This window comes from Brevundimonas sp., from assembly GCF_027487935.1.
Lineage (GTDB): Bacteria > Pseudomonadota > Alphaproteobacteria > Caulobacterales > Caulobacteraceae > Brevundimonas.
Window position 1 is genome coordinate 39,827 of sequence record NZ_JAIYCP010000028.1, and the last position, 10,819, is coordinate 50,645.

At 67.7% G+C, this 10,819-nt stretch carries 12 protein-coding genes and 1 pseudogene; 7 read left to right on the forward strand and 6 right to left on the reverse strand.

Annotation, left to right across the window (positions count from 1 at the left end):
- The first annotated feature begins 56 nt into the window (after positions 1-56).
- Positions 57-1,058, forward strand: a complete 1,002-nt coding sequence (locus Q0053_RS10845; RefSeq protein WP_298099993.1) for an adenosine kinase — start codon at positions 57-59, stop codon at positions 1,056-1,058.
- Between the two features lie 15 nt (positions 1,059-1,073).
- Here Q0053_RS10845 and Q0053_RS10850 read toward each other — a convergent pair whose 3' ends face one another.
- The 3 genes from Q0053_RS10850 to Q0053_RS10860 form a co-directional block, all read right to left on the reverse strand.
- A complete protein-coding gene (locus Q0053_RS10850; RefSeq protein WP_298099995.1) occupies positions 1,074-1,619 on the reverse strand; it encodes a Smr/MutS family protein in 546 nt (181 codons plus the stop codon).
- Entirely contained in the window at positions 1,616-1,876 is a 261-nt protein-coding gene (locus Q0053_RS10855) for a helix-turn-helix transcriptional regulator (RefSeq protein ID WP_298099997.1), read from the reverse strand. The genes Q0053_RS10850 and Q0053_RS10855 overlap by 4 nt, the downstream gene beginning before the upstream one ends.
- Positions 1,877-1,965: 89 nt before the next feature.
- Positions 1,966-2,556 (reverse strand): DUF2975 domain-containing protein, encoded by a 591-nt coding sequence (locus tag Q0053_RS10860; RefSeq protein WP_298099999.1) that lies wholly within the window; start codon positions 2,554-2,556, stop codon positions 1,966-1,968.
- 532 nt (positions 2,557-3,088) lie between these two features.
- On the opposite strand from Q0053_RS10860, the gene rdgB reads away from it, so the two are divergent.
- Both rdgB and hemW read left to right on the forward strand, forming a co-directional pair.
- Entirely contained in the window at positions 3,089-3,691 is a 603-nt protein-coding gene (gene rdgB / locus Q0053_RS10865; protein WP_298100001.1) for an RdgB/HAM1 family non-canonical purine NTP pyrophosphatase, read from the forward strand.
- A gap of 145 nt (positions 3,692-3,836) precedes the next feature.
- Entirely contained in the window at positions 3,837-5,000 is a 1,164-nt protein-coding gene (gene hemW / locus Q0053_RS10870) for a radical SAM family heme chaperone HemW (RefSeq protein ID WP_298100003.1), read from the forward strand.
- Positions 5,001-5,038: 38 nt separating this feature from the next.
- Here the strand turns inward: hemW and Q0053_RS13290 are convergent, their stop codons facing one another.
- Positions 5,039-5,611 (reverse strand): RloB domain-containing protein, encoded by a 573-nt coding sequence (locus tag Q0053_RS13290; protein ID WP_367276688.1) that lies wholly within the window; start codon positions 5,609-5,611, stop codon positions 5,039-5,041.
- Positions 5,608-6,831 carry an ATP/GTP-binding protein gene (locus tag Q0053_RS10880; protein WP_298100007.1) on the reverse strand — a complete coding sequence of 408 codons (1,224 nt, stop codon included), beginning with the start codon at positions 6,829-6,831 and terminating at the stop codon, positions 5,608-5,610. Before Q0053_RS10880 ends, Q0053_RS13290 begins: the two co-directional genes overlap by 4 nt.
- A gap of 459 nt (positions 6,832-7,290) precedes the next feature.
- Here Q0053_RS10880 and rsmI point away from each other — a divergent pair, with 459 nt between their 5' ends.
- The 4 genes and pseudogenes from rsmI to Q0053_RS10900 all read left to right on the forward strand — a co-directional run.
- Positions 7,291-8,175: a 16S rRNA (cytidine(1402)-2'-O)-methyltransferase gene (gene rsmI, locus Q0053_RS10885; protein WP_298100018.1), complete on the forward strand. Its 885-nt coding sequence runs from the start codon at positions 7,291-7,293 to the stop codon at positions 8,173-8,175.
- A gap of 65 nt (positions 8,176-8,240) precedes the next feature.
- A complete protein-coding gene (locus Q0053_RS10890) occupies positions 8,241-8,612 on the forward strand; it encodes a YraN family protein (RefSeq protein WP_298100020.1) in 372 nt (123 codons plus the stop codon).
- A gap of 239 nt (positions 8,613-8,851) precedes the next feature.
- Positions 8,852-9,793: a glutathione synthase gene (gene gshB, locus Q0053_RS10895; RefSeq protein ID WP_298100010.1), complete on the forward strand. Its 942-nt coding sequence runs from the start codon at positions 8,852-8,854 to the stop codon at positions 9,791-9,793.
- Between the two features lie 112 nt (positions 9,794-9,905).
- Positions 9,906-10,550, forward strand: a pseudogene (locus Q0053_RS10900) (magnesium chelatase domain-containing protein); the annotation flags it as partial.
- Between the two features lie 80 nt (positions 10,551-10,630).
- On the opposite strand, the gene Q0053_RS10905 reads toward Q0053_RS10900, so the two are convergent.
- Positions 10,631-10,819, reverse strand: a 189-nt coding sequence (locus Q0053_RS10905; RefSeq protein WP_298100012.1) for a helix-turn-helix transcriptional regulator, incomplete at its 5' end; no start/stop codon positions are given.

The window sequence follows — 10,819 nt, forward strand, 5'->3', positions numbered from 1 at the left end:
AAGGGAATCACCAGCGACACTCGCCAACCCCGCCCGCGCCCGCTAATCCCCCGCCCATGACCCAAGCCCCCACCTATGACGTCTGCGCGGTCGGCAATGCCATCGTCGACGTCCTCGCCCCCTGCGACCCTGCCTTTCTGGAGGCCCAGGGCCTGACGCCCGGCTCGATGCAGCTGGTCGATGCGCAGCAGAGCGCCGCCCTCTATGCCGCCATGGCGGCGGGGGTGGAGGCATCGGGCGGATCGGCGGGCAATACGGTGGCCGGGATCGGCTCCTTCGGCGGCCGCGCGGCCTATATCGGCAAGGTGGCCGACGATGTGCTGGGCGGGGTCTTTACCCACGACATCCGCGCCGCCGGCGTCGCCTTCGACACCCCGGTGCTGCCCGGTGCCGCCACCGGCGCCTGCATGATCAACGTCACCCCCGACGGCCAGCGCACCATGTGCACCTTCCTCGGCGCCGCCAACCAGCTGGAGGCGGCCGACATCGACGCCACGGTGATCGGCGCCTCGGCCATCGTCTATCTGGAAGGCTATCTGTTCGACCCGGCCCCGGCCCGTGCCGCCTTCGAGGCGGCGGCCGCCGCCGCCCACGCCGCCGGGCGCAAGGTCGCCATCACCCTGTCCGACACCTTCGTCGTCGCCCGCTGGCGCGCCGAGCTGCTGGCCTTCATCGCCGCCTCGGCCGACATCGTCCTGGCCAATGAGGGCGAACTGGCCGCCCTGTTCGAGACCGATGACTTCGACGCCGCCGCAGCGCAGCTCGCCGCCATGGTTGATGTCGCCGCCGTCACGCGCGGAGAGGCCGGTTCGGTGGTGCTCAGCGGCGACGAACGCGTCGTCATCGCCGCTGTGCCGGTCGGCAAGGTCATCGACACCACCGGCGCCGGCGACCAGTACGCCGCCGGCTTCCTGCTGGGCCTCGCCCGCGGCCTCTCGCTGGAGGAGTCCGGCAAGCTGGGCTCGCTGGCAGCGGCCGAAGTCATCGCCCACTGGGGGCCGCGGCCGATGACGTCGCTGGAGACGCTGGCGAAGGATGCGGGGCTGACGCTGCGCTGAGTGGCCACTAGCCACTCACCCCCGCCGGATCGTCACATACAGCGCCCCGTCCCCGCCATGATGGCGGGCAGCGGCGGCGAAGCCGGACACCACGCCCCGCAGCGCCGGGGCCTGCAGCCATTCATGCACCGAGGCGCGGATGACGCCGGTGCCGCCGCGCCGGCCCTGGCCGGTCACCACGAGCACGGACCGGTAGCCGCGCGCCTGGGCCCCCATCAGAAAGGCGGTCAGGGCGTCCTGGGCCTGGAAACGGCCATAGCCGTGCAGGTCGATCTTCGCCTCGATCGGATCGCGTTCGCGCGACAGGCGGCGCTGACGGCGCGGCTCCAGTTCCTCGGGGTGGCCGCGCGGGCGGGGCGGGGCGACGACGGGCGGGCTCCAGGCGGGAGCGGCGGGCCGCGGCTTGGCCAGACCCCGAGGCAGCGGTGCCGCAGGCGGATCGACCACGGCGGCGCCCGGGATGACCAGGGCGGCCTTCTTCGGCTTGCGGGGCGTGACCGATCCGGCGACGCGGGCCCAGATGCGGCGGTCGTCCGGGCTCAGGTCGTCGCGGCGGCTCATGTGGTCCCGGGGGCGTTCCCGTCCGGATCCTCGTCGGAGCCGATGTCCTGCGGGCCGGGCGTCTGGACCAGAAGGTCGCCCGGCTGGCAGTTCAGCTCCCGGCACAGGGCGTCCAGGGTGGTGAAGCGGATGGCCCGCGCCTTGCCGGTCTTGAGGATCGACAGATTGGCCAGGGTCACGCCCACGCGGTCGGCCAGCTCGGTCAGCGACATGCGCCGTTCGAGGAGGATGCGGTCAAGCTGTACGCGGATGGCCATGGGGTTTCTCTAGTCGAGGGCACGCGACGGGTCGACCCGAAGGGCGGCGTGAAGCGCCAAAAGGTGCAGCCTCGTGATCGCCCGGTCCATCAGATGGTCAGCTCCGACTCCCGGCGCAGTCTGGCACCCTCGCGGAACACCTCGGCGAGAACGAAAACGACCAGGACGGAAAAGGCCGGGGTGACCAGGTCGAACAGGCCGGGCGGCTCCAGCTCGCCGCGCACCAGCCGCGACACCAGGGTCTGGCCGATCCAGGCCCCCCCGGTCACTGTGGCCAGGGTCAGGCCGATCTCCTTCAGCCGGCTGACATTGGCCGGCTGGAAGGGGTCTCCGATCCGCAGGGAATGGACGATGCGGCGCAGGTGGCGAAGGATCAGGGCGAAGCCGGCGAAATAGCCGACAAAGGCGCCGACCCCGAACAGGAGATAGGCGCGCGGCACGGGGACGCTTGTGCCGCCGTCTTCCGAGGTCGCGATCAGGTCGAGCGGGCCCAGCGGGACGAAGGCGAGAATGAGAAAGACGAGCACGGCGCCGAGGGTCAGCAGGGCCAGCACCCAGAAGGCGGCCGCGAGCGCGACGTCGACCAGGCTGGACATGGAGCCGCGGCCGAGGGCGGGCAGCGTGGGGGTCCGGACGAACGGCAGGCGGATCCCGATCGAAGGTACCTTCGGGAAACGCATGGGTCGACCTCTCTGCTAGGGGACCGGTCGGCGGGGCGAGGATGCCGCGCTGGGTCCGGCGAACCCAAACGCGGTCTTATTCAACGCGATTGTCATGCCGATCGTCAAAGCTCCTGTGAGACTTTTCTGTCGGGCTCACGCCCGTCGGGCCGATTGAGGCCGTAACTTCGGTCCGGTGCCCGAAGGCGTCCAGACCGTTCGAAGTCAGAAGCTCTGGATCAGGGTCGCGACCAGGGCGGTCGGCAGGGCAGCGAGCAGAAAGGTGTTGAGGATGCCGTGGCCGACCTTCTCGATGAAGAAGGAAAGGTTCATGGTGCTCATGGTGGTTCTCCGTTGGTTTTGATCGAAGGAGTTTTTTGCCCCTTGATCGGTGGTCCGCTGCATTGAACTTGCCCGTTCAGGCTTGTTCGTGGAACGTCGCGGCGTCCGTCCTTGAAGACATAGATAGTCCGTGCTCTCACAAAAGGCACGTTACATATCGTTTAACGATATTAAACTTTGGCAATAGATTGTTGCGGAGCGCGTGATCGGGATGAATCTGAAGCTTATCAAGGGGATGCGGCTGGTCGTGGCGACCCACAACCCCGGCAAGGCGGTCGAGATCGACGCGCTTCTGGACGGACATTACGCGGTGGTCACCGCCGCGAGCCTGAATCTGCCCGAACCGGACGAGACCGAGAGCACCTTTGTCGGCAATGCCCTGCTCAAGGCCCGCCATGCGGCGGATCATTCGGGCGAGGTTGCCCTGGCGGATGACTCCGGCCTGTCTGTTGCGGCCCTCGACGGGGCTCCGGGTATTTTTTCCGCCCGATGGGCCGGGCCGGACAAGGATTTTGCCTTTGCCATGCGCCGGGTCGAGGAGCGGCTGGATGAGACCGGCTCACCGGATCGCCGCGCCTGGTTCACCTCGGCCCTGGCCGTGGCCTGGCCCGACGGCCCGGCCGTGGTGGTCGAAGGCCGGGTCGACGGCCAGCTGACCTTCCCCCCGCGCGGCGACCGCGGCTTCGGCTATGACCCCATCTTCGTCCCCGAAGGATACGACCGGACCTTCGGCGAACTGGACCCGGCGCTGAAGGACAGTATCAGCCACCGCGCGGTGGCGTTTGCGAAGCTGAAGGCGGCGTTGATGGGGTGAGTGGCTGGTGGCGAGTGGCGAGTGGTTAGTGGCTAGTGATTAGTGATTGCCGCATCCCTGCCAGCGGAAGGGCGGCACCGTCCGCGCCCTCGCACCGCCGCCGGCCAACCACTAACCACTAGCCACTCGCCACTAGCCACTCCCCATGCCCCCCATGCCCACCACCCCCGGCAGCGACCTCGCCCTCTACGTCCACTGGCCGTACTGCGCCCGGATCTGCCCCTATTGCGACTTCAACGTCGTGCGCGACCGGGGGCGGGTGGAGGAACAGGCGGCGCTGGTCGAGGCCATCCTCGCCGATATGGCAGCACAGGCCGCCCTGACCGGCCCGCGCCGTCTGGCCTCGATCTTCTTCGGCGGCGGCACCCCCTCATTGATGGCACCCGAGGCCGTGGCCGCCGTCATCGACCGGGCCCGCACCCTGTTCCCGCCGCGCGGCGCGATCGAGATCACGCTCGAGGCCAATCCCACCGACGCCGAGGCCGCCCGGTTCGCCGCCCTGGCCGGGGCCGGGGTCAACCGGCTGTCCATGGGGGTTCAGGCGCTGGACGACACAGCCCTGGCCTTCCTCGGGCGCAACCATTCGGCGGACGAGGCCCGCCGCGCTGTGGCCGTGGCCGCCCGCGCCTTTCCCCGCCTGTCCATCGACCTGATCTATGCCCGCCCCGACCAGACCGTGGCCGACTGGCGCGCCGAACTGGCCGGGGCCATCGACATGGGTTTCGAACATGTCTCGCCCTACCAGCTGACCATAGAGCCCACGACCGCCTTCGGCCGCGCCGTGGCCCGCGGGGCCTGGACCCCGCCCGACGAGGACCGGTCGGCCGCCCTGTATGAAACCACGCAAGCCGTGCTCGAGGCCGCCGGTTTCGACGCCTATGAGGTCTCCAACCACGCCCGGGGCACAGCCGCGCGATCAGCCCACAATCTCCACGTCTGGCGCGGCGGCGACTACCTCGGCCTCGGCCCGGGCGCGCATGGGCGGCTGACCCTGCAAGGCGCCCGGACGGCAACCGTCGCCCACCGGGGCATCGGCGCCTACGTCGCCGGCGTCGCGGCGGAAACGCCCTGGAGCGAACGGGAGACCCAGTCGGACCGGGACGCGGCCGAGGAGAAGGTGCTGCTGGGCCTGCGCACGGTCGAAGGCGTGGCGCTGGATGCGCTGACGATGCTGGGCCGGACGGCGGACGCGGAACCGCTGGCCGGGCTGATCGCGGACGGGTTCCTGGCCGTGGAAGCGGGCCGGGTCAGGGCGACGGCGGCCGGACGGCCGGTTCTGGACGGGGTGCTGAGGGCGCTGCTGGTGTGATGTTGGCGGCGGGCCTGTTATGCCGCCAGTGCTTGCTCTCACTCAAACCCGGTCAATCCGATTACCCGCAGCAGAGTTGCCAGATCGGGCTCGACCCGGGCAGCGCGGTAAACGGACTCCAGATCCAGGCGGGCTGCGAGCTGCAAGCGGGTCATGGGCTTGGCATAGGTCTCCCAGTCTCTTTGGAGAACTCGAAGCGCGTCACGTGCGCTAGCTGGGTGCCGGTCTGCTCGATGGGGGAGGTGTCTGAGAAGGAATGCCTCATGACACGGGCGTTGCCAGATAAGTTCAATTCCCTCCTGATGAGCGAGACGGACGGCTCGCTCACCTCGATCCCGAGCGAGCTCGAGCTGGTCAGAATCGAGCAGAATGAAACGTCGACCAAATACCCCGCGCTGGAGTCGAAGCTGCCGCAGACGCAGCTTGGCCCGTTCAACGCGGGCGAGCGGGTCACCAACCCCGGCAGGGAAGGGTTCGATGTGGATATGGACCGGCAGGTTCGCATCATCAGCGAGAGCGCGAAGGAAGCTGACGTAAGCGGCTTCGGAGTCACCCTCGCACGCGACGAAGATCGGCACACGCTGGGGAATGTGGGCAGGGCGTCGGCTCATCCGATGTTCGGCACGGCGCCGAACGCTCCGCTCAGATACTTACGATAGAGGTTCTCGTCGCGGCGTACGGACTTGATGTCCATCAGGCTGAAGACGTGGGTCCGTCCTTTTGAATCTTTCTCGCAAAGGATCACCTCCTCCTTGTTCAGATCGTCCAAGAGGGAGGCAGAATGGACGCTGAACCACAACTGCCCGTTATGAGGATTTCGGCCAGCGGAGTCGTAGAACCAGCGAAGGATGTCGGGCAGCACTAGCGGATGGATGGCAATATCGAACTCATCTAGGATTGCCACGCCGCCGCGGTCCAATGTCGCCGACAGAAACGGAAACATGCGGATGAAGGCGCGCGTACCGTGACTTTCCATAGGCCAAGGCATTTCGAACTGTAGTCCAGCGTGCCTGAACATTGGCAACGAGCCTGTCGGGGTCTCGACGATCCGCATCTCCTCGACACCGACATCGATTCTGCTGAGATCGCGATTGACCTTCGCCAACACATCGGGAAACGACTTGAGGTAGTTGACTACCCAAGTGTCGTCATTGGGTGCGTGGGTGAAATTTGAAAACACTCGGCGGCTGATATCGGCGAATAGTTCGGCCGACGGATGACCGAACTGCGCAAACGAGGAAATCACAGAAACGTTTGATTTCAGTGTGTTGAGCAAGTGACGATAGCCAACGAGGGGGAAGGTCTTGGACCCGACCAAGACGTCTCCGTTGCGCTCGAACACTCTCTGCCATTTGCCGCGTCCGTCCGGCTTCTGCCTTAGTTGCTCCACACCGACTTCATATCCGGCCCCATCTTTGACCAAGATTTCAAGGTCGTAGCGGTAGACGCCCACATCTACGTATTCGCCGGCCTCGGCCCGGGTTGACTGCTCTGGCGTGAGGTCCATGACCCCGCCAAACTCGACGGCGAGGCGGATTGGACGGGAGGCCGAATCTTCGTCGTTGAATCGTTCGCAGGCAAACCCCGGCACCGTCCGCAGAGCACTGTCGCGGATATAGGAGGCGATGAAATCAAGAGCCTTGAGTACGGTCGTCTTTCCGGACGCGTTGGGTCCATAAAGCGCAAGCACCTTGGGTGCCCGCAGATCAGAGCCCGGAAACAGCGGGGAGAACCGGCTTTCCGGATCAGGGACATTGGCTGAAACAGTCAGGTCAAGGATCTGCTGATCCCGGATGGACGAGAAGTTCTCGATCTCAAGTCGATAAAGCATGGCGCCTCCAAGGAAGCTTCATATAGGCACTTTAACGAAAAAACGTCAATTTTCGATTTAGGCACGGGAATCCCGCGACCTTCCGATCCGCTATCCCATCTGGTGCGCGCTTTGAAATAGAACCGTAGGCGACCCTCCCGCCCCCCATCTTCCGTCCACTTCGCACCCCCGACCGTGCCTTCTCACCCCTGATCCTCAGCCCGAAGCTCGCCCGCCTCCCTGGCGCCGCGCCCCACCGTGGTAAAATGCACAAGTCGGGGCTGAAATCCCGCCGCCACGGTCTTTGACATCGCCATCCAACGAATCCGCCCCGCCCGGACCCCGCGCCAACCCGCGCAATTCCTGCCGGCCAGCGTCAGCCCCAAAGGGGCGAGAGTCTCGCTTTTCGGCATTTTTCCGGGGTCGACGTTTGAGGCCGCGCCCTTGAGCCGGGCGGCCCCCTCGGGCACGGTCGCGCCGATGCCAGAGTCCAACCCCGATCCGTCCGTCTTTCCGCCGACCGCCCCGCCGCCGCGCCCTGTGGCGTCCGGCCTCTATCTGGTGGCGACGCCGATCGGGAATCTCCGGGACATGACGCTGCGGGCGCTCGATGTACTGGCCGCGGCCGATCTGGTACTGGCCGAGGACACAAGGGTCACCGGCAAGCTGCTGTCGGCCTATGGGCTGAAGGCGAGGCTGGAGCGGTGCGACGACCATGCCTCGGCCCGGGCCGCCGAGGGCGCGATCGCGCGGCTGCGGGCGGGCGAGGTTGTGGCCCTGGTCTCGGACGCGGGCACGCCGATGGTCAATGATCCGGGCTATGTCGTGGCCCGGGCCGTGATCGCGGCGGGCCTGCCGGTACATCCGGTCCCGGGCGCCTCCAGCCTGCTGGCCGCCCTGTGTATCGCCGGCCTGCCGGCCGACCGGGTGCTGTTCGCGGGCTTCCTGCCGCCTAAATCAGGCGCCCGACGCGCGGCGCTGGAAGAGGTGCGGACCGCCCGCCAGACCCTGGTCTTCTTCGAGAGCGGTCCCCGCCTCGCCGACAGCCTGGCCGACATGGCCGCCGTGCTCGGGCCCCGCCCCGCCGCCGTGGCCCGCGAACTGACCAAGCTCTATGAGGAATGTGTGCGGGGCTCGCTGGCCGAACTGGCCATGGACCCCCGCTGCCAGGGGCCGAAGGGCGAGATCGTCATCGTCGTCGCGCCCGGCGAGACCGAGGTCGCCTCCGAGGCCGACGCCGACGCCGCCCTGGCCGAGGCCATGACCCGGCTGCCGCCCGGCGAGGCGGCGGCGGAGGTGTCCAAGGCCCTGAACCTGCCGCGCAAGCCGCTCTACAGGCGGGCGCTGGAGCTGCAGGGCCGGTGAGCCCGGAACGGCCCCCGACAAAGGTCCGGGCCCCGAAGGTCGTTCGGGAAAAGCGCGGCTGGCGCGTGGCCCTCGGGGCTGTTTCCCACCGGCTCGGCCACCGCTCCGAATGGTGGGCCGCCGCCCTGCTGATGGCCCGGGGCTATCAGATCCTCGGCTTCCGCCTGAAGACCCGGGCCGGCGAGATCGACATCCTGGCCCGCCGGGGCAGGGTCCTGGCCGTGGTCGAGGTCAAGCGCCGCGCCACCCTGGAGGCGGCCCTGAGCGCCCTCGGCCCGGACCAGTACGACCGACTGCTCAGCGCCGGCCGGTCGGTGCTGCGCCAAAGACCCGGCCTGGCCGGTCATGGGCTGCGGATCGATGTCGTGGCCCTGGCCCCGGGCCGCTTTCCGCGCCATCGTCGCGGGGTTGTCGCCGTCGGGAGGGGCCAGGCATGACCCCCGATGCGACGATCCGGACGCCGACCGGAGCCGGACCGGCCGGGTGTGGCCGGTGATTGGTGGTTAGTGGTTAGTGGCTGGCCGACGCCGGGGTCATGGCAGCGGGCTGCGCCGCCCTTCCGCCGCCAGCGGCACGACAACCACTAGCCACTAACCACTAACCACTAACCACCCGTCTTGCGCTCGCCGCCTCCGCTGCCCATTAGCCATCCACCCCCCGACTGGAAGGACATCCCATGCTCAGAGTCGCCATCCAGATGGACCCCGTCGAGGCGGTCAATATCGAGTCCGACACCACCTGGCTGATGATGACCACGGCCCAGGACCGGGGGCATGCCCAGTGGGTCTATGATTTCCGCACCCTGGCGCTGGAGGACGGCCGGCTGTTCTGCCGGGCCCGGCCGGTGACCCTGCGCCAGATCCCGGGCGACCACGTCACCTTCGGCGCAGAGGTGAAGCTGGACCTGGCCGAGGATGTCGACGTCATCCTGATGCGTCAGGATCCGCCGTTCGACATGGCCTATGTCACCGCCACCTATCTGCTGGAGACGGTGCATCCGAAGACGCTGGTGGTGAACGACCCCGCCGAGGTCCGCAGCGCGCCCGAAAAGCTGCTGGTGACGCAATTCCCCGGCCTGACCCCGCCGACCCTGATCAGTTCCGACCCGGTCGCCCTCGTCGATTTCCACGAACGCCACGGCGATGTGGTGCTCAAACCCCTGCACGGCGCGGCCGGTTCGGGCGTGGTCAAGCTGAAGGCCGGCGACCCCAATCTCGAGGCCCTGGTCGAGATCCACATGACCGGCAGCCGCGATCCGCTGGTGATCCAGAAATTCATTCCGGCGGTCTCGAAGGGCGACAAGCGGATCCTCCTGATCGACGGCGAGCCCGTCGGGGCCATCAACCGCATCCCGGCCAAGGACCAGGTCCGCTCGAACCTGCGCGTCGGCGGCACGGCGGCCCCGGTCGAGCTGACGGCCCGCGACCGCGAGATCTGCGCCGCCATCGGGCCGACGCTGAAGGCGCGGGGCCTGATCTTCGTCGGCATCGATGTGATCGGCGACTGGCTGACCGAGATCAACGTCACCTCGCCGACGGGGGCCCAGCAGCTGAAGGCCTTCAACGGCGTCGATGCGACGGCGCTGATGTGGGATGTGGTGGAGAAGAAGAGGGCTTAGGGCTTGGGTTTCGGACCTGCCGGGCGTGCGCAGCGCTTCCAATCCCCAAGCCCTCCTCTTGCCAGCCGTCACCGTTCGTGGTTCGTTCTTTCTCTCATAGCGGGAGAAGAAGATGCTCGCCAGCGTGGTGACGGTGGCTTTCGAGGGGGTGGATGCCCGGCGGGTGGATGTGCAGGTCCATCAGCTGCCGTCGGGCGACCAGTCGTCCTTCACCATCGTCGGCCTGGCCGACAAGGCGGTGGCGGAGAGCCGGGAGCGGGTGCGGGGGGCTTTTGCCGGGATCGGCCTTTCGCTTCCGGCCAAGCGGATCATCGTCAACATGGCCCCGGCCGACCTGCCCAAGGAGGGCAGCCATTTCGACCTGCCGATCGCCCTGGCCCTGCTGGCCTCCATGGGGGTCATCCCGCCGGACATGCTGTCGGGCTGGGCGGCGGTCGGCGAACTGGGGCTGGACGGGCGGATCGCCCCCGTCGGCGGGACCCTGCCCGCGGCGGTGGCGGTCGACGCCATGGGGCTGGGCCTGATCTGCCCCGAAGCCAACGGGCCGGAGGCGGCCTGGGCGGGCGAGGTGGCGGTGCTGGCCCCGCGCTCCCTGATCGGACTGGTCAACCATTTCAAGGGCACCCAGGTGCTGAGACGGCCGGAACCGGGGGCGATGCGGTCCGGTGACCGGGTCCCCGACCTGCGCGAGGTCAAGGGTCAGGAGAGCGCCAAACGGGCCCTGGAGATCGCAGCGGCCGGCGGGCACAACCTGCTCAGGTTATCTCTTAAACATCCCAACATTCAGCGGGCGGCTTGATCGTGTCTGTTGCGGGTTCTGAACGGAGCGCTGTGGCGCTATCCGGTCTGCATCGTTTCATCGGCGGCGATACCTAGTTCATCACCGCTGACGTCGGCGAGTTCGTAGATCTCGGTCTCCATCGATTTCGCTAGTGCCCAGAGCGTGGTGACCTTGGGATCAACGGTTCCAGCCTCGATGCGCTGGATTGTGCTGACGGACAGACCGGACCGTTCTGCGATGGTGGC

What these genes read in the sequence shown, in the direction of transcription:
- Q0053_RS10845 (WP_298099993.1), top strand. Translation starts at nt 57, where the DNA reads ATGACCCAAGCCCCCACCTATGACGTCTGCGCGGTCGGCAATGCCATC.
- Q0053_RS10850 (WP_298099995.1), bottom strand. Translation starts at nt 1,619, where the DNA reads ATGAGCCGCCGCGACGACCTGAGCCCGGACGACCGCCGCATCTGGGCC.
- Q0053_RS10855 (WP_298099997.1), bottom strand. Translation starts at nt 1,876, where the DNA reads ATGGCCATCCGCGTACAGCTTGACCGCATCCTCCTCGAACGGCGCATG.
- Q0053_RS10860 (WP_298099999.1), bottom strand. Translation starts at nt 2,556, where the DNA reads ATGCGTTTCCCGAAGGTACCTTCGATCGGGATCCGCCTGCCGTTCGTC.
- rdgB (WP_298100001.1), top strand. Translation starts at nt 3,089, where the DNA reads ATGAATCTGAAGCTTATCAAGGGGATGCGGCTGGTCGTGGCGACCCAC.
- hemW (WP_298100003.1), top strand. Translation starts at nt 3,837, where the DNA reads ATGCCCCCCATGCCCACCACCCCCGGCAGCGACCTCGCCCTCTACGTC.
- Q0053_RS13290 (WP_367276688.1), bottom strand. Translation starts at nt 5,611, where the DNA reads ATGAGCCGACGCCCTGCCCACATTCCCCAGCGTGTGCCGATCTTCGTC.
- Q0053_RS10880 (WP_298100007.1), bottom strand. Translation starts at nt 6,831, where the DNA reads ATGCTTTATCGACTTGAGATCGAGAACTTCTCGTCCATCCGGGATCAG.
- rsmI (WP_298100018.1), top strand. Translation starts at nt 7,291, where the DNA reads ATGCCAGAGTCCAACCCCGATCCGTCCGTCTTTCCGCCGACCGCCCCG.
- gshB (WP_298100010.1), top strand. Translation starts at nt 8,852, where the DNA reads ATGCTCAGAGTCGCCATCCAGATGGACCCCGTCGAGGCGGTCAATATC.